Annotated in this window: 12 protein-coding genes; 3 read left to right on the forward strand and 9 right to left on the reverse strand. The window is 73.6% G+C overall.

Features of this window, described 5'->3' with window-relative positions; all coding sequences use genetic code 11:
* Positions 1-24: 24 nt before the first annotated feature.
* Positions 25-1491, forward strand: a complete 1467-nt coding sequence (locus ACIRPK_RS10440) for an MFS transporter (protein WP_403035806.1) — start codon at positions 25-27, stop codon at positions 1489-1491.
* 33 nt (positions 1492-1524) lie between these two features.
* On the opposite strand, the gene ACIRPK_RS10445 is transcribed toward ACIRPK_RS10440, so the two are convergent.
* Positions 1525-2583, reverse strand: a complete 1059-nt coding sequence (locus ACIRPK_RS10445) for a mechanosensitive ion channel family protein (RefSeq protein ID WP_403035809.1) — start codon at positions 2581-2583, stop codon at positions 1525-1527.
* A gap of 169 nt (positions 2584-2752) precedes the next feature.
* Here ACIRPK_RS10445 and ACIRPK_RS10450 point away from each other — a divergent pair, with 169 nt between their 5' ends.
* Together ACIRPK_RS10450 and ACIRPK_RS10455 are read left to right on the forward strand one after the other, a co-directional pair.
* Positions 2753-3307 carry a TetR/AcrR family transcriptional regulator gene (locus tag ACIRPK_RS10450; protein WP_184910954.1) on the forward strand — a complete coding sequence of 185 codons (555 nt, stop codon included), beginning with the start codon at positions 2753-2755 and terminating at the stop codon, positions 3305-3307.
* Complete coding sequence (locus tag ACIRPK_RS10455; protein ID WP_403035812.1) at positions 3304-4854, forward strand: MFS transporter; 1551 nt, start codon at positions 3304-3306, stop codon at positions 4852-4854. Before ACIRPK_RS10450 ends, ACIRPK_RS10455 begins: the two co-directional genes overlap by 4 nt.
* Before the next feature lie 39 nt (positions 4855-4893).
* Here ACIRPK_RS10455 and ACIRPK_RS10460 read toward each other — a convergent pair whose 3' ends face one another.
* The 8 genes from ACIRPK_RS10460 to ACIRPK_RS10495 all read right to left on the reverse strand — a co-directional run bounded on the left by ACIRPK_RS10460 (position 4894) and on the right by ACIRPK_RS10495 (position 17846).
* Positions 4894-6189 (reverse strand): GNAT family N-acetyltransferase, encoded by a 1296-nt coding sequence (locus ACIRPK_RS10460; protein ID WP_403035816.1) that lies wholly within the window; start codon positions 6187-6189, stop codon positions 4894-4896.
* A 60-nt stretch (positions 6190-6249) separates the two neighbouring features.
* Entirely contained in the window at positions 6250-8730 is a 2481-nt protein-coding gene (locus ACIRPK_RS10465) for a SpoIIE family protein phosphatase (protein ID WP_403035817.1), read from the reverse strand.
* A 136-nt stretch (positions 8731-8866) separates the two neighbouring features.
* Positions 8867-9475: a TetR/AcrR family transcriptional regulator gene (locus ACIRPK_RS10470; RefSeq protein WP_403035818.1), complete on the reverse strand. Its 609-nt coding sequence runs from the start codon at positions 9473-9475 to the stop codon at positions 8867-8869.
* Between the two features lie 120 nt (positions 9476-9595).
* Positions 9596-11173, reverse strand: coding sequence for an AMP-binding protein (locus tag ACIRPK_RS10475; RefSeq protein WP_403035820.1), 1578 nt, complete (start codon positions 11171-11173; stop codon positions 9596-9598).
* A gap of 262 nt (positions 11174-11435) precedes the next feature.
* The gene (locus ACIRPK_RS10480; protein ID WP_403035821.1) at positions 11436-12608 is read right to left on the reverse strand and encodes an acyl-CoA dehydrogenase family protein; all 1173 of its coding nucleotides are present in this window, start codon (positions 12606-12608) and stop codon (positions 11436-11438) included.
* 43 nt (positions 12609-12651) lie between these two features.
* The gene (locus ACIRPK_RS10485; RefSeq protein WP_403035823.1) at positions 12652-14568 is read right to left on the reverse strand and encodes an acetyl/propionyl/methylcrotonyl-CoA carboxylase subunit alpha; all 1917 of its coding nucleotides are present in this window, start codon (positions 14566-14568) and stop codon (positions 12652-12654) included.
* Between the two features lie 12 nt (positions 14569-14580).
* Positions 14581-16179 (reverse strand): acyl-CoA carboxylase subunit beta, encoded by a 1599-nt coding sequence (locus ACIRPK_RS10490; protein WP_403035825.1) that lies wholly within the window; start codon positions 16177-16179, stop codon positions 14581-14583.
* Positions 16176-17846, reverse strand: coding sequence for an acyclic terpene utilization AtuA family protein (locus tag ACIRPK_RS10495; protein ID WP_403035827.1), 1671 nt, complete (start codon positions 17844-17846; stop codon positions 16176-16178). The genes ACIRPK_RS10490 and ACIRPK_RS10495 overlap by 4 nt, the downstream gene beginning before the upstream one ends.
* Positions 17847-18371 lie beyond the last annotated feature (525 nt).

Raw genomic sequence — 18371 nt, forward strand, 5'->3', positions numbered from 1 at the left:
TTACTTCACCATGGAGGCATCTCGATGCACAGCCCACCCGTCACCACCGAGCCCTACCGCTGGCGTTGGCTGATCCTGGTCGTGATGCTGGTCGCCGAGGTCATGGACCTCCTCGACGCCTCGATCGTCAACGTGGCCGGCCCGGCCCTGGAGGAGTCCCTCTCGGTCGGCCCGGTCGGCCTGCAGTGGGTGATCGGCGGCTACGCCCTCACGCTCGGCGCCGGGCTGGTGCTCGGCGGGCGCCTCGGCGACCGCTACGGCCGTCGCCGGATGTTCCTGCTCGGCCTGGCCGCCTTCACCGCCACCTCCCTGCTGTGCGCGCTGGCCCCGGAGATCGGCTCGCTGATCGTCTTCCGGCTGCTCCAGGGCACCGCCGGGGCGATGCTGCTCCCGCAGGGCCTCGGCCTGCTGCGGGAGAACTTCTCCGGCCCCGAGCTGACCAAGGTGTTCGGGATCTTCGGGCCCGTCCTCGGGCTGGGCGGGATCGTCGGGCCGGTGCTCGGCGGCGGGCTGATCGAGGCCGACCTCTTCGGCCTGGGCTGGCGCTCGGTCTTCCTGGTCAACCTGCCGATCGGCCTCGCCGCCCTGCTCGTCGCCGCGAAGGTGGTGCCCCGGAAGCCGGGTGACCGCACGGTACGGGTCGACCTGACCGGCGCCGCACTGGTCGCGGCCTCCTGCGCCCTGCTGGTGCTGCCGCTGAACCAGGGTCAGCAGGACGGCTGGCCGCTCTGGACCTGGCTGTCGATGGCCGGCGCCCTGCTCGGCTTCGCCCTGTTCGCCGGCCGGCAGCGCCGGACGGCCGCCGCCGGGCGCGAGCCGCTGGTGACGCCCGCTCTGCTGCGCAAGCCCGCGTTCACCGTCGGGCTCGGCGGCATCGCGCTGTTCTTCAGCGGGCTGGTCGGCACCCAACTCGTGCTCACGCTCTATCTGCAGATCGGCCGTCAGTTCACGGCCGGTCAGGCCGGGCTCGGCAACCTGCCGCTCGCCGTCGGGACCGCGATCGGCGGTGCCGTCAGCGGTGCGTTCCTGGCCGACCGGATCGGGCGCCGGGTGCTGCAGATCGGCCCGCTGGTCCAACTGGCCGGCGCGGCCCTGCTCTGGCTCGAACTCGACGGGCTCGACCCGTCCTCGTTCTCGGTCTGGGACGTCACCCCCGGCATCGCCGTCTGCGGGGTCGGGGCGGGCCTGGTGATCGCCGCCCTGTTCAGCTTCGTGCTGGCCGCCGTGGACGACCGGGAGATCGGCTCGGCCTCCGGGGTGCTGTCGGCCGTGCAGTCGATCGGCGGCTCGATCGGCGTCGCCGTCTTCGGCTCGGTCTTCTTCGCCTCGGCGGAGACCGGCGACTTCACCGCCGGCTTCCGGCACGCCCTGCTCGTCCAGGCGGGCCTGCTGACGGTCTTCCTCGCCGTCACCTTCCTGCTGCCCAGGCGGGGCCGCCCCGAGGAGGAGCAGCACGGCGTCACCGACGCCGCACCCGCCGTCGGCGTCTGACCGGGCGTCCGGAGCCCCTGGTGGGACCGCCGTTCACCCCGGCGGCGGCCCCTCGGGCCGCCGCCCGGCGTCGGCCACGGTCAGCCGGGGCAGCGCCTGCGGATGGTGCTCGCGCAGGTAGCCCACCAGCCGCTCGCGGACGTGGCAACGGAGGTCGAAGGCGTCGCCCGCGTTCCGGGCGGTCATCAGGGCACGGACCACGATGGTGGAGGGCGTGGTGTCGACCACCTGCAACGCACTGCCCTCGCCGTCCCAGAGCTCGGACTTGGCCAGCAGGGCGTCGAACTCCACCCGGAGGTCGTCCATCGGCGTGCGGTGGTCCAGGTGCAGCACGGCGGTCCCGGTGATCCGGGCGTCGTTGCGGGACCAGTTCTCGAACGGCCGGCCGGCGAAGTACGAGACCGGCATGACGATCCGTCGCTGGTCCCAGGTGGCCACCACCACGTAGGTGAGGGTGATCTCCTCGACCGTCCCCCACTCGCCGGCCACCACCACCTCGTCACCGATCCGCACCATGTCGCCGAAGGACATCTGGATCCCCGCGACCAGGTTGCCCAGCGTGCTCTGCGCGGCCACCCCGGCCACCACGCCGATCAGCCCGGCGGAGGCCAGCAGGCTGGCACCCAGGGTCCGGACGGCCGGGAAGGTCATCAGCATCGCGGCGAACGCCACCACCGCGATCACCGCCTGGCAGACCCGGCGCAGCATGCCCGCCTGGGTGCGCGCCCGGCGGATCCGGCCGGCGTCCTGGCGGCGGACCGACAGCCGTACGCCGGTGTCGATCAGCAGCGCGACCAGCCGGGCGGCCAGCCAGGCGCAGGCGGCGACGCAGAGCAGGACGAGCCCGTGCCGCACGGCGTCGCGGAGCGTGGCGGGCAGCCCCGCCGACGCCTCGCCGGCCAGCATCAGACCGGCGGTCGCCGCACACAGGAACGGTCTGCGGCAGCCGCGCACCAGCGGCGACGCCCCGTTCCAGGGACGTCGCGCCGTCAGTCGGCGGACCGTCCACTCGGCCACCCGGACCACCACGAAGGCGGCCAGCGCCGAGGCGGCGGCCAGCACCAGCAGGCGCAGGATGCTCCACAGCACCACGGACGGTTCCCCTCTCCGCACGGCCCGGCGCCGCGCGCCCTCCGTCTCACCCTTCGCCGCCCGGCCAAACCACGGCGGACCGCCGCCCGACCGGACCGGGCCTGGCTCCGACTGAGGCATTTCCGATTCAGATGAGACATCGACGTCTCATCTGATCTACACTCGACTCATGGCCACCGACCGTGACTCCGTTCTCGAAGCCGCCGTCGGCGTGCTCTCCCGCCGACCCACCGCCCACCTGGACGAGATCGCCCGCGCCGCCGGGATCAGCCGGGCCACCCTGCACCGGATATTTCCCGGGCGGGAGGCGCTGATCCGCGAGGTGGGCGCGCTGGGCCTGCGCAAGTTCGCCACCGCGCTGGACACCGCCGCGATAGACGACGGCGACGCCCAGGCCGCGCTGCGCCGCCTGGTCGACGCCGTGGTGCCGGACGCGGCGCTCTGCGCCTTCCTGGCCGGTGAGAACCAGCTCTTCGACGACCCGGAGATCAACGAGCTCTGGGAGATCCAGGACGAGCGGGTCCGCGCCCTCTTCCTCCGTGGCCAGCAGCAGGGAGTGTTCCGGATCGAACTCTCGGCCGGCTGGCTCAGCGAGGCGTTCTTCGACCTGGTGGCCGGCGTCGGCTGGGCCGTCCAGGACGGCCGCCTCGCCCCCCGTGACAGTGCCTACTCGCTCGCCGAGCTCTTCCTCGGCGGCGCCCTCAGGAGCCCTGACCAGTCATGAGCACCACCCTCGACCGACCCGCCTCCCGGCAGCGCTGGGTCGGCCTCGCCGTCCTGGTGCTGGCGGTGACCCTGGTCGCGCTCGACGCGACCGTCCTCTCGCTCGCCCTGCCCTCGATCAGCGAGACCCTCCACCCCAGCGGCACCCAGCTGCTCTGGATCGGCGACAGCTACTCCTTCGTGCTGGCCGGCCTGCTGGTCAGCATGGGCGCGCTCAGCGACCGGATCGGCCGCAAGAAGCTGCTGCTGATCGGCTCCAGCGCCTTCGGCGCCGCCTCCCTGCTGGCCGCGTACGCGCCGAGCGCCGGCTGGCTGATCCTGGCCCGGGCGCTGCTCGGGGTCGCGGGCGCCACCATCATGCCCTCCACCCTCTCGCTGATCCGCAGCCTCTTCCCGGACGCCCGGGAGCGGGCCACCGCGATCGGCATCTGGGGCGCCGGCGCCACCGCCGGCGCCGCGCTCGGCCCGGTGGTCGGCGGCATCCTGCTGGAGCACTTCTGGTGGGGCTCGGTCTTCCTGCTCAACCTGCCGATCCTGGCGCTGCTGCTGGTGCTCGGCGCCTGGCTGCTGCCCGAGTCCAAGGACCCGGACCCGGGCCGCTGGGACGTGCTCAGCGTGCTGCTCTCGATGTCCGGCGTGATCGGCGTGGTGTACGCGATCAAGGAGGCCGCCGCGGGCGGGCTCGGCCACTGGCCGGTGCCGGTCACCTTCGCGCTCGGCGCCACCGCGCTGGCCGTCTTCGTCCGTCGCCAACTCCGGCTGCCCACCCCGCTGCTGGACGTCCGGCTGTTCACCGACGCGCGCTTCACGGCGGCCGTGCTCGGCTCGCTCACCTCGCTGATCGGTCTGTCCGGCGTGATCTTCTTCATGTCGCAATACCTCCAACTGGTGCGCGGGTACTCCCCGTTGACGGCCGGTCTGGCCGAACTCCCCGCCTTCGTCGGCGCGGTGGTCGGCGGCCTGCTCACCGCCCAGCTGGCCCGCCGCACCGGCGCCCGGGCCACCCTGGTCGGCGGGCTGCTGGTGATGGGCCTGGGCATCGCGGTGCTCGGCTGGGTCCAGCAGGACACCGGCTACCTGGTGCTCGGCTGCTCGTTCCTGGCCGTCGGCACCGCCGAGGGCATCGTCTACACCCTCTCCGCCGACCTGGTCCTGACCGCCGCCCCCGCCGACAAGGCCGGCGCCGCCTCGGCCGTCTCGGAGACCGCCTACGAGCTCGGCACCGCCCTCGGCATCGCCCTGGTCGGCTCCGTGGTCACCGCGATCTACGCCGCCACCCTGGTCGCCCCGGCCGGCGTCGACCCGGCCCTGGCCGCCCGGGCCGACGAGTCCCTCGGCAACGCGGTCGAGGCCGCCGGCACCCTCCCCGCCGAGCTCGGCGACCAGCTGCTCACCGCGAGCCGCACCGCCTTCGTCCACGGCATGAACATCGCCGCCTTCATCGCGGCGGCCCTGCTCCTCGCCTCCGCCGCCTTCTCCTGGCACCTGCTCCGCCGCCGGGCGGGTGACGACCGGTCGGCGGAGCAGCCGTCCGAACTGGTCCACTGACCCTTCGTCGGCCCCGCCGCACCCCAGGGCCCGTCTGCCCTAGAAGCCGAAGGAGTTGTGCGGTTCGGGGTCGGTCCGGAACATCCGGGCCAGCTGCCCGACCGCGCCCTCGGTGTGCGGCACGAGGTGGCCCGCGTACGCCAGGTCGTGCGCCGACGCCCCGCCGAAGTAGAGCGAACCCAGCGCCTGCACCGTGACGGTGAGGTCCGCCGCCCGCTCGGTGGGGACACAGGTCACCTCGGCACCGTCCGCCCGGAGCAGCCAGGTCCCGTTGTTCGCCGGGCACATCCGGTCGCCGTCGACGGTGAACGCGAGCGTGCCCGCCGTGTCGTACGAACGCTGGGTCAGGGCGAGCGGGACGTCGAGGAGCCGGGCCCACAGGTTGTCCGACTGGCGGGTGACGCGCATCGCCCGGGGGTTGGCGAGCATCCACCGCAGTGGTTCGTCACGCGGGCGGCCGGGCGCCACCACCGTCCTGGTGAGGTCGAAGTCCACCAGCAGCGCCCACAGGGCGCGGTAGGCCGCCGGGCGGGTCGCCTCCAGCGCCTCGACGACCAGCGTCCCCGCGCCGGCCGCGGTCGGGGACCACGGCAGCCGGAAGTTCGCCAGACCGTCCGGCTCTCCGTGCTCGTCCCGGTGCACCAGGTACCGCAGCGGTCCGTCCGTACCGTCCGCCTCGTCGGACAGCCCGTCCCAGTGCCCCGGCGGCGGGGTGAGCTCACCGACCCGGTGGGCCCGCACCTCGGCGTGCAGCTCCGGCCAGAACTGCCGGGCCCGCGCGGCGTCGACGAGCTCCAGCGATCCCGGGTCGGGCGCGGCCGGGAGGAGCGCCGCCTCGTGCCGAGCCAGCTCCCAGCGGACCCGGTGGGTCGCGGGCGAGAACCCGTACCGGCCGTAGATGCCGCCCTCGCTCGCGCTGAGCATCGCCACCGGCTCCCCCCGCTCCAGCGCCGCGTCGAACATCGCCTGCATCATCCCGCGCAGCCGGCCCTGCCGACGATGGGTGGCGGCCACCGCCGTGGAGGTGACGCCGGCGATCCGGACCGTCCCCCCACCGGGGACCGTCACCGCGAACGAGAGGGCGGCCGAGGCCCCGACGCACACCCCGTCGGCGAAGGCCGCGATCGGGTGGAACGACGCGTCCCCGGCCGCGGCCGCCGCCCACTCCCCGATCTGCTCGGCGGTCGCCGGGGAAGGCTGCGGTGGCCACGGCTCCGGTCCCCCGTGCCACGCGGCCTCGGCCGGCTCCCACTGCGGGAGCCCGTTCACGTACGGCAGCAGCCGGTAGTAGGCGTCCGTCTCTTCGCGCCGCGGCGGGCGGATCTGAGTAACCATCAGGCCATTCCATCCGCTGCGGTCGCCGCCGGGCAACCGGTATATCCGGGCGGACGGCGCTCAGCGGTACCGGTAGTCGAGCTCCATCTCGGCCCAGACCACCTTGCCGTCCTTGGTCTGCCGGGTGCCCCAGCGGTGGGCGAGTTCGCTCACCAGGTGCATGCCCCGGCCGCCCTCGTCCTCCTCGGCGGAGGCCCGCAGCCGGGGCGCCTGGGTGCCGGAGTCGGCCACCTCGACGGTGAGGGTACGGTCCCGGAACAGCCGCAGCCGGCGCGGGGCGTCGGCGTGCAGCAGGGCGTTCGTGACCAGTTCGCTGACCAGCAGCTCGGCGAATTCGGAGAGGGCGGTCAGGCCCCACTCCTCCAGGGTGCGACGGGTGAAGCGGCGGGCCCGGCTGGGGGCCGGTCCCTCGCCGTCCAGCTCCAGGGTGGCGATCCGGTCGGCGGGGATCGGCAGGGCGCGGGCCATGATCATGGCGATGTCGTCCTCGGTGCCGTCCCGGACCAGGGCGGCGAGCACCGCGTCGCAGCTCTCCTCCAGCGTCCGGCCGTGCCCGGCCAGGGTCTGCGCCAGCACGCCGATGCCGTGGTCGATGTCCTCGCCCCGGCGCTCCACCAGGCCGTCGGTGTAGAGCGCCAGCAGGCTGCCCTCGCGCAGGGTGAACTCGGTGCTCTCGAAGCTCACTCCGCCCACCCCGAGCGGGACGCCGGGCGGCAGCACCAGCGCCCGCGAGGTGCCGTCGGGGTCGACCCGGACCGGCGGCAGGTGGCCGGCCGAGGCGATCGTGCAGGTGCCGTCCATCGGGTCGTAGACCGCGCAGATGCAGGTGGCGAACTGGCCCTCGCCGATGCCCGTCGCGGTCTCGTCCAGCCGGGTCAGCACCTGGTCCGGCGGCATGTCCAGGGTGGCCAGGGTCCGGGCCACGGTGCGCAGTTGACCCATCGTCGCGGCGGCCCGGATGCCGTGGCCCATCACGTCGCCGACCACCAGCGCGACCCGTCCGCAGGACAGCGGCACCACGTCGAACCAGTCCCCGCCGACCTCGCTCACCACGCTGCTCGGCAGGTACCGGTAGGCGATCTCCAGGCCGATGGTGCGGTGGATCTCCTGCGGCAGCAGGCTGCGCTGCAGGGTCAGCGCGGTCTCCCGCTCCCGCCGGTAGAGCCGGGCGTTGTCGAGCGCGATCGCCGTCCTGGCCACCAGCTCCTCGGCCAGCGCCACGTCGGCCGCCGTGAACGGCTCCGGGTTGCGCATCCGGACGAACTCCGAGCCGCCGAGCACCATCCCCCGGGCCAGGATCGGCACCATCAGATACGAGTGCACCCCCGCCCGGACGCCGGGCGCGACCCGGGACTGCTCGTTCACCAGGGCCGCCAGCACCTGCTCGTCCACGTGCGGCCGCAGCAGCGGGCGCCCGCTGCGCAGGCACTCGGTGTAGACCCGCTTGGAGTCGTACTCCGAGGTGGCCCCGACCGCGTCCGCCGCGATGGTCATCCCCGACTCGTACGCCTCGCCGACCGCCACCGCGCGCAGCATGACACCCCGATCCGGCTGCAGGTATGACGGTTCCTCACCGCGCAGCACCGGCTCCAGCAGGTCCACCGTGGCGAAGTCGGCGAATCTGGGGATCACCGCCTCGACCAGCTCCTCGGCGGTGCGCTGGAGGTCCAGCGTGGTGCCGATCCTGGCGGTGGCCTCGGCCAGCAGGGCCAGCCGCTCCTGGGCCCGGGAGGCCCGGGCCTCGGCCTGGAAGCGCTCGGTCACGTCGATGATCGAGGAACTCACCCCGAGCACCCGGCCGGTGGAGTCCTCCAGCCGGAAGTACGAGGCCGACCAGGCCCGCTCCCGGCGCGGGTCACCGGGGGTCCGGCCGTGCGAGCGGGCGTCCACCACGGGCTGGCCGGTGGCCAGCACCTGGCGCATCACCGCCTCGATCTCCGAGCTGTTGATGCCCGGCAGGATGGTGCTGATCCGCCGTCCGAGGTGCTCGGCCACGGTCAGGCCGTTGATCCGGGCCAGCGCGTCGTTCAGCCGGACGTAGCGCAGCTCGGTGTCGTAGACCGCCATCCCGATCGGCGACTGGGTGAAGATCCCGTCCAGCACCGCGAGGTCGCCCTCGACCTGGCGCAGCGATCCGAGGTCGGAGGCGGTGGCCAGCAGCAGCCGGACGCCGCCGGGGCCGACCACGGGGTAGGTGTGGAACTCCAGCTCCACCAGCCGCCCGTCCCGGTGCCGGATCGGGAACACCCCGGACCAGCCCTTGCCCGCCATGATCCGCTCGAACAGCTCGAAGGCCCGGCCGCGGGACTCCTCCGGCACCAGCAGCCTGGCCGCGTACTTGCCGACCGCCTCGCCCGCCGGGTACCCGGTGAGCGCCTCGGCGTCCTCGCTCCAGTGCAGGATCCGGCCGTCGCCCTCCACCAGGGCGGTCGCCAGCGGCACCAGCCGGTGGCCCTCCGACCCGTGCCCCTCCGGACGCGGCGGAGCGGCACCCGCCACTGGGCCGGTGCCGTCCGGGACGTTGCGCTCGCTGCCTTGCATGATCAGGGGATCACCTGTCAGATACCTTCCCCGGCGGGGCCGGGGCGAATCGGCTTCCACCAGACTGCACGGCGGTGGAGAGTGCGGCTACTGCTGGTCCGTCAGGTGGGGTACACCGTCGGGACGGCTGAGCTTTTCAGGTGATCAGCACGGCGTCCAGAGTTCTGGCCCACTGACGTACCACTCCGGCCCGGCGCGGGCCGTCGTCGGTGAGCAGATTGGCCAGTCCCAGCCCCCTGGCGAGGTCCAGGGTGGCCTGAACGGTCTCCCTGGCACCCGGGTGCGACTCGTCGGCGCCGAGGAACTCGACCGCCGCCCGGTGGGCCTCCCGGCCGAGGTGGTTCTCCAGCGCGACGATCCGCTCCCGCAGCGCCTGCTCGGTGGCGGCGGCCACCCACAGGTGCAGCGCGGCCCGGAACAGCGGCCCGGTGTAGAGCCGGACGATCAGCTCGACCACCGCCTCGGTGCGCGCCTCCCCGGGCGGCGGCAGCGTCCCGGTGTCGGCCCGGACGGCGGCCAGCCGCTCGTCGGTGACGTACTCGACGGCGGCGGTGAAGAGGTCCTCCCGGGTCGGGAAGTGGTGCTGGGCGGCGCCGCGGGTGACCCCGGCCCGCTCGGCCACCACGGCGACCGTGCTGCCGTTCCAGCCCAACTCGGCCAGGCACTCCACGGCGGCCTCCAGCAGCCGGCGCCGGGTGGCCCGGCTGCGGTCCTGCTGCGGGGTACGAGCGGCTTGGGTCGACATCCCGGCGTTCCTCCGTTGCCTGCGGTCGGACTGCGCCGGCGGTCCCTACCATCCGTACGGCCGGCCGCGGTCCCGCCGATCCTGCCAGACCGGCGGGCCCGCGTGCGGTTCAGGTGCGGCTCAGGTGCGGTCGCGCAACTGGCGGCGGAGGATCTTCCCGGCTGCCGACTTGGGCACCTGGTCGATGAACTCGACCGCCCTGACCTTCTTGTACGGTGCCACCTGCCCGGCCACGAAGTCGCCGACCTGTTGCTCCGTCAGCCCGCTGCCCGGGGTGCGGACCACGAACGCCTTCGGGCGTTCCTCGCCGTCCGCCCCGGTCACCCCGATGACGGCGGCGTCGGCCACCTCGGGGTGGGTGAGCAGCAGCGCCTCCAGTTCGGCGGGCGCGACCTGGTAGCCCTTGTACTTGATCAGCTCCTTCACCCGGTCCACCACGAACAGGTACCCCCGCTCGTCCACCACCCCGACGTCGCCGGTGTGCAGCCAGCCGTCCGGGTCGATCATCGCGTCGGTCTCGCCCTTGCGGCCGAAGTACCCCTGCATCACCTGCGGCCCCCGGATCAGGAGTTCGCCCCGCTCGCCGGCCCCGAGTTCGTCGCCCGAGCCGTCCAGCGCGGTGACCCGCAGCTCGGTGGAGGCCACCAGCCGGCCGACCGTCCCGGCCGGCGGGTTCGGGTCGTCCAGCGGCACCACGTGGGTGACGGGCGAGAGTTCGGTCATCCCGTAGCCCTGGTGGATCCGCTCCAGCCCGAGCCGGCGGGCGGCGGCCGCCGCCAGGTCGGCGTCCAGCGGGGCGGCGGCGCTCAGCACGTACCGGACCGAGGAGAGGTCGTACTGCTCCACCAACGGGTGCTTGGCCAGCGCCAGCACGATCGGCGGCGCGACGAACACGCCTTCGATCCGCTGGTCCTGGATGGTGCGCAGGAACTGCTCCAGGTCGAACCGCGGCAGCACCACCACGGTGGAGCCGGACCGCAGCGGGTGGTTCAGCAGGGCGGTCAGCCCGTAGATGTGGAAGAACGGCAGCACCGCCAGGATGCGTTCGCCCTGCCCGGTGGCGTGCACCGAGTCGGTCTGCAACAGGTTGCTGCTGACGTTGCGGTGACTGAGCATCACGCCCTTGGGCAGGCCGGTGGTGCCGCTGGAGTACGGCAGCACGGCGATGTCGGTGGCCGGGTCGATCTCCGGGGTGGGCTCGGGTGCGGTGGAGGCCAGCAGGTCGGCCAGCGAACGGTGGCCCTCGGCCTGGTCGCAGACGAAGATCTCCTCGATCGGGCTGCCCTCCGCCGCCAGCGCGGCGGCGGCCTCGGTGGCCACCGGGAGGAACAGCGCGATGGTGACGATCCAGCGGGCCCCGCTGTCCCGGAGCTGGCCGGCCAGCTCGGCGGCGGTGCTGAGCGAGCTGACCGTGGTGACGGTGGCGCCCGCCCGGGTGGCTCCGTAGAAGACGACCGGGTAGGCGATGGTGTTCGGACTGAACAGCGCGATCCGGTCCCCCTTCCGCACCCCGGCCTCGGCCAGGCCCGCCGCACAGCGACGGCTGGCGCCGTCCAGCTGGGCGTAGCTGACGGACTGTCCGGTGAGACCGTCGACCAGCGCCGGGGTGTCCGCGTGCCCGGCGTGGTCGCCGAGCACCGCGTCGTGGATCGGCAGGTCGAGCGGCTCGATGTCGGGGTAGTCGCTGCGGAACGCCATAGGTGCCTCCTGGGCGGACGCTGGGTGGAGCGGGACTTCCTAGAGTGGCGGCTGACGGGCGGGGCGGACAGAGCGCCGACGTCGTTCGGACTCCTCGGGCGGAGTTGAACGCCTGCGGGTGGACGAACGCGACGCGGGCTTGGCCGGGCCCATCGAACAGGGCAGCTCCGAGGCCGCTTCACCGGGCCCGCGCCGACCAGCAGCAGCGCGACCGGCGGCCCGGCGCGGCCGCGCCGCTGCTGGCGCCGACCCTGACCTCCCGTCAGTAGGACCTGGGCAGCCCCAGGGTGTGCTGGGCGACGTAGTTGAGGATCATCTCCCGGCTGACCGGGGCGATCCGGCTGACCCGGGTGGCGGTGAGCAGCGCGGCCAGCCCGTACTCCTGGGTGAGCCCGTTGCCGCCCAGGGTGTGCACCGCCTGGTCGACCGTGTGGCACGCCGCCTCGGCGGCCGCGTACTTGGCCATGTTGGCGGCCTCGCCGGCGGCCACGTCGTGCCCCTGGTCGTAGAGCTGGGCGGCCTTGAGCATCATCAGCCGGGCGAGCTCGATCTCGATCGCGCACTGGGCCAGCGGGTGCGCGATCGCCTGGTGGGCACCGATCGGGGCGTCCCAGACGGTCCGGGTCCTGGCGTAGTCGGTCGCGGTGCCGAGCGCCTGGCGGGCCAGACCGAGGGCGAAGGCGGCGGTCATCACCCGCTCCGGGTTGAGCCCGGCGAACAGCTGCTCCAGGCCGGCGTCCTCGCTCCCCACCAGGGCGTCGGCCGGCAGCCGGACCTCGTCCAGGAAGACCTGGAACTGCCGCTCGGCGGTGACCAGTTCCATCGGTATCGCCCGGTACTCGAAGCCCGGCGTCTCGCGCGGCACCACGAACAGCGCGGGCTTCAGCCGCCCGGTGCGGGCGTCCTCGGTCCGGGCCACGAAGAGCACCGCGTCGGCGTGGTCGACGCCGGAGATGAACACCTTGCGCCCGGTCAGCAGCCAGTCCCCGCCGTCCCGGCGGGCGGTGGTGGTCAGCCGGTGCGAGTTGGAGCCCGCGTCCGGCTCGGTGATGCCGAAGGCCATCCGGCGGCTGCCGTCGGCGAGGCCGGGCAGCCAGCTCTGCATCTGCTGCTCGGTGCCGTAGCGCGCGATCACCGTGCCGCAGATCGCGGGCGAGACGATCATCATCAGCAGCGGGCAACCGGCCGCGCCGAACTCCTCCAGCACGATGGCCAGTTCGGTGATCCCGGCGCCCCCGCCGCCGTACTCGACGGGCAGGCTGACCCCGAGGTAGCCCGCCTTCCCCGCCTCCGCCCAGAGCTCGTCGACGGGCTCCCCCGCCCGGGCCTTGCGACGGAAGTACTCGGGGCCGTAGCGCCGGGCGAGGTCGCCGACGGCTCGGCGCAGGGCCTGGTGTTCCTCGGGTTCGACCGGGTTGAGCAGCGGTGCGGACATGGCGAAGGTCCCTTCCGTGCGGTGGGTTTCGGTGGGTCGGGTGTCAGTCGTGCGGCCGGACGACCGCCAGCAGGGCGCCCGGCTCGACCTGCTGGCCGGCGGCGACCCGCAGCTCGGTGAGCACGCCGTCGGTCGGCGCGCTCACCCGGTGCTCCATCTTCATCGCCTCCAGCCAGAGCAGCGGCTGGCCTGCGGTGACGTGGTCGCCGGGTGCGGCGGCCGTCCGGGTGACGGTGCCGGGCATCGGTGCGAGCAGCGCGCCGGGGGTCGGTTCGACCTCCGGTTCGGGCAGCAGTGGCAGGGCCGTGAGGGTGGCGGCGCCGGTGGGCCCGTCCAGGTGCAGGGTGCCGCCGTACCGGGCGATCCGGTAGGTGTGGGTCCGGCCTTCGGCTCGCAGGGTGACCAAGTCCGGCCTGGCTTCGACCAGTTCGATCCCGGGATGCCCCTGGAGGCCGTCCCGGGTGAGCCGGTGGCTCACCTCGTACTCGGTGCCGTCGGCCGCCCGGTAGCGGTTGGTCTGCGGCTGCGAGGGCAGGTTGCGCCAGCCCGGCGGGAACGGCGAACCGCCCGCCTCGGCGAGCGCGGCGGCGAGCGCCGGCCGGGCCAGGCTCTCACCCTTGCCGCCGAGCTCGTGCTCGTGCTCGGCGAGGAAGCCGGTGTGCAACTCCCCCGCCAGGAAGGCCGGGTGGCGCAGCGCCGCGACCAGCAGCGCCCGGTTGCTGCCCGGGCCGTGGATCCGCGACCGGCTCAGCGCGGTGGCCAGCAGCCGGGCGGCGGCGGCCCGGGTGGGTGCCCAGGCGATCAGCTTGGCGAGCATCGGGTCGTAGTGCGGGCCGATCTCGGTGCCGTCGGTCACCCCGGAGTCCAGCCGCAGGCCGGTGTCCCGGGCGCCGGTGTCGAACTCGACCGACACACCGGGCACTTCGAGCAGGTGCAGGGTCCCGGTCCGGGGCTGCCAGTCCTGTTCCGGGTCCTCGGCGTACAGCCGGGCCTCGATCGCGTGGCCCCTGGTCGGCGGCGGCTCGGCGGGCAGCGCCTCGCCCTCGGCGATCCGGAGCTGGAGGGCGACCAGGTCGAGGCCGGTGACGCACTCGGTGACCGGGTGCTCGACCTGGAGGCGGGTGTTCATCTCCAGGAACCAGCACCGCCCGTCAGGGGTGACCAGGAACTCGGCCGTCCCGGCGCCCCGGTAGCCGATCGCCCGGGCGGCGGCGGTCGCGGCCCGGTGCAGCTCGGCCCGGAGCGGCTCGGCCAGACCGGGCGCCGGGGCCTCCTCGATCACCTTCTGGTGCCGGCGCTGCAGCGAGCAGTCCCGGTCGCCGACCACCCAGACCGTGCCGTGCGCGTCCGCCAGCAGCTGCACCTCGACGTGCCGCCCGTTCGGCAGATAGGGCTCGCAGAACACCTCGTCGTCCCCGAACGCGCTCGCCGCCGCCGCCCGGGCGGCGGCCAACGCGCCCGGCAGCTCGGCGAGTTCGCGGACGATCCGCATCCCCCGGCCACCGCCACCGGCCGCTGCCTTGACCAGCAGCGGCAGGTCGTCGGCAGTCGGCTCGGCCGGCACCGCGAGCACCGGCACGCCGGCCGCCGCCATCAGCCGTTTCGCCTCGGTCTTGGATCCCATCGCGGCGATCGCGGCGGCGGGCGGACCGATCCAGGTCAGTCCGGCCCGCTCCACCGCCGAGGCGAACCCGGCGTTCTCGGACAGGAACCCGTAGCCCGGGTGGACCGCGTCCGCCCCGGCGGCGAGCGCGGCGGCGACCAGCAGGTCGGCCCGCAGGTAGGTGTCGGCGGGGGCGGCCCCCGGCAGCCGGACGGCGCTGTCGGCCTCCCGGACGTGCGGGGCACCGGCGTCCGGGTCGGAGTGCACCGCCACCGTGGCGATGCCCAGGTCCCGGCAGGTCCGGAAGACCCGGCGGGCGATCTCGCCCCGGTTGGCGACCAGTACGGAGGTGATCATCGGTCAGGTCCCTTACATCCGGAAGACGCCGTAGCCGCGCGCGCCCTCGACCGGGGCGCTGTGGATCGCGGACAGGCAGATACCGAGCACCGTGCGGGTGTCGCGGGGGTCGATGACCCCGTCGTCGTAGAGCCGGCCGGAGAGGAAGACCGGCAGCGACTCGGCCTCGATCTGCTGCTCCACCAGGGCCCGGATGGTGGCGTCGGCCTCCTCGTCGTACGGCTGCCCCTTCGCCGCCGCCGACTGCCGGGCCACGATCGACAGCACCCCGGCCAGCTGCTGAGGGCCCATCACCGCCGACTTGGCGCTCGGCCAGGCGAACAGGAACCGCGGCTCGTACGCCCGCCCGCACATCCCGTAGTGCCCGGCCCCGTACGAGGCGCCGACCAGCACCGAGAGGTGCGGGACCTTGCTGTTGGAGACCGCGTTGATCATCATCGCGCCGTGCTTGATGATGCCGCCCTGCTCGTACGCCTGGCCGACCATGTAGCCGGTGGTGTTGTGCAGGAAGAGCAGCGGCCGGTCGCGCTGGTTGGCGAGCTGGATGAACTGGGCGGCCTTCTGCGACTCCTCGCTGAACAGCACGCCCTGCGCGTTGGCCAGGATGCCGACCGGGTAGCCGTGCAGCTCGGCCCAGCCGGTCACCAGGCTGGGCCCGTAGCGCGGCTTGAACTCGTCGAAGTCCGAGCCGTCGACGATCCGGGCGATCACCTCGCGCGGGTCGAACGGCACCTTGAGGTCACCCGGCACCAGGCCGAGCAGCTCCTCCTCGGCGTACCTGGGCGGCGCGGCGGTCGGGTCGGGTCCCGGCCCGGCCTTGCGCCAGTGCAGGCGGTGCACGATCCGGCGGGTGATCCGCAGCGCGTCGTGCTCGTCCTCGGCCAGGTGGTCGGCCAGCCCGGAGACCCGGGCGTGCATCTCGGCGCCACCGAGCGACTCGTCGTCGGCGTCCTCCCCGGTGGCCATCTTCACCAGCGGCGGGCCGCCCAGGAAGACCTTGGCCCGCTCGCGCACCAGCACGGTGTGGTCGGACATCCCCGGCACGTACGCGCCGCCGGCGGTCGAGTTGCCGAACACCACCGCCACCGTCGGCACCCCGGCGGCGGACAGCCGGGTGAGGTCGCGGAACAGCGCTCCGCCGGGGATGAAGATCTCCTTCTGGCTCGGCAGGTCGGCCCCACCGGACTCCACCAGGCTGACCAGCGGGAGCCGGTTGTGCAGCGCGATCTCGTTGGCCCGCAGGGCCTTGCGCAGCGTCCACGGGTTGCTGGCCCCGCCGCGCACCGTCGGGTCGTTGGCGGTGATCACGCACTCGGTGCCTTCGATCACCCCGATCCCGGTGACCAGCGCGGCACCGACCGGATAGTCGCTGCCCCAGGCCGCCAGCGGGGAGAGCTCCAGGAACGGCGACCCCGGGTCGACCAGCAGCTCGATCCGCTCCCGGGCCGGCAGCTTGCCCCGACTCCGGTGGCGCTCCAGGTACTTGGGGCCGCCACCGGCCAGCGCCTTGGCGTGCTCGGCGTCCAGCGCGGTCAGTTTGGCCAGCATCGCGTCCCGGTTGTCCCGGTACTCGGGGCCGGCCGGATCGAGGCGGGTGGGCAGCGTGGTCACAGCAGTTCCTCCGGGAGGTCGACGTGCCGGGCGCGGAGCCACTCGCCGAGCGCCTTCGCCTGCGGGTCGAAGCGGTGCTGGGCGGCGACGCCTTCGCCGAGCAGCCCGGTGATCACGAAGTTCACCGCGCGCAGCTCCGGGAGCAGCTGACGGTCGATCGGCAACTCCGCCGTCTCCGGCAGGAGTTCGCGCAGGCGTTGCACGGTCAGTCGATGGGCCAGCCAGCGCCAGCCGTCCTCGCTCCTGGCCCAGACCCCGAGGTTGGCGTCGCCGCCCTTGTCGCCGCTGCGGGCGCCGAAGGCGAGACCGAGCGGCACCCGCCGGGTCGGGCCCTCGGGCGGCGGGGGCGGCAGCGGCGGGTCCTCGACCCGCACCGGCGGGCGGGTGACCGGGGCCGGGGCGATTGTCCGGTGGGTGCCGTCCGGGAGTTGGGCCCGGTGCGGGACGCTCGCCGCTGCGACGTACGCGGTCTCGAAGACGCCGTACGGGGCGGCCGGGCCGGGTGGGGCGGTGAGGTGGAACCCGGGGTAGCCCGCCAGGCCGAGCTCGACGACGGCCGTGGTGAACGCCCTCCCCACCGCCTCCTGGTCGCGGTCCTTGACGGCGAGCCTGAGCAGCGCGGAGGCGGTCTCCTCGGTGCCGGCGTCCGGGTGGTCGGTGCGGGCCAGTGTCCAGCGCACCTCGGACGCCTGGACAACGCCGGCCAGTTGACGCCGGATCAGCTCTGCCTTGCGCTCGATGTCCAGCCCCGTGAGCACGAACACCACCTCGTTGCGCCACCCGCCCAGCCGGTTCAGCCCGACCTTGAGGGTCGGCGGCGGGGCCTCGCCACGCACCCCGCTGATCCGCACCCGGTCGGGCCCGTCCTCGGTCAGCCGGACACTGTCCAGCCGGGCCGTCACATCGGGGCCCGGGTAGCGGGCACCCGAAGTCTCGTACAGCAGCTGGGCGGTGACCGTCCCGACCGTGACGGCACCGCCGGTGCCCGGGTGCTTGGTGATCACGCTGGAGCCGTCCGCGTGCAGCTCCGCGATCGGGAAGCCGGGGTGGGTCACGTCGTGTTCGTGGAAGAACGCGTAGTTCCCGCCGGTGGCCTGCGCCCCGCACTCCAGCACGTGACCCGCCACCACCGCCCCCGCCAGGGCGTCGAAGTCCTCTGCCTCCCAACCGAAGTGGGCCGCCGCCGCCCCCGAGACCAGCGCCGCGTCCGTGACCCGCCCGGTCACCACCAGGTCGGCACCGGCTCGCAGGCACTCGGCGATCCCCTGTCCCCCGAGGTACGCGTTGGCCGCCAGCAAGCCACCGGGCAACTCCGGCCGCCCGAGCAGATCGTCCCCGTCCACCACACCCAACCGGACCGGCACTCCCTGCTTGGCCGCCAACTCCCCGATCGCCTCGCCCAGTCGACCCGGGTTCAGCCCCCCGGCGTTGACCACGATCCGCACCCCCCGGTCCACCGCCAGCCCGAGGCACTCCTCCAACTGCCGCAGAAACGTCCGCGCATACCCCAGCCCGGGGTCCTTCAGCCGGTCCCGCGCCAGGATCAGCATGGTCAACTCGGCCAGGTAGTCCCCGGTGAGCACATCCAGCGGCCCACCCGTCAGCATCTCCCGCATCGCCCCGAAGCGGTCCCCGTAGAACCCCGCCGCATTCCCGATCCGCAGCACCCTGGCCTCCCAGCCGGCTCCGCCCCGTCCACGGGCAGCAGCGTGACAGGACGTCAGGAACAAATCAAGCACGCATGCTTGTTCTGTTGCCCGCCCCCTCCGATCCGGTGCACAGCCCTTTGTGACTGGCAGCCGTAGTTGGCAGTTGGCACCGATAGTTGGCGGTCGGGGTCCTTCCGCGCCTGCGACCAGCGGATTTGTGCGTGGGGGCGTGCCTCCTCGGCGTCTCGACGCCAACTATCGCTGCCAGAATCCGCCAACTAGTACTTCCGGCTCACGTCGTGACCTGCGCAGATGTCGGGCCGGACCGCCAACTTCGTCTGCCAGTCACACCCTTGAGACCGGACACGATGGTGGCGAGAATGGCGACCGATGACGAGCGGTAGTGGTGTGACTCGGTAAGCCGCCCGTTGTGTCAATGCGGAATCTGCAGGGCTCGGTCATGGTCCTTGACCAAGTGTGGTGGAGTCGTTGGGGTTGCGGTGGCAGGCTGGGCAGCGCCAGAGGGCGGTGATCAGTGCGATC

The sequence above is a fragment of the Kitasatospora sp. NPDC101801 genome, assembly GCF_044766665.1.
Classification (GTDB): domain Bacteria; phylum Actinomycetota; class Actinomycetes; order Streptomycetales; family Streptomycetaceae; genus Kitasatospora.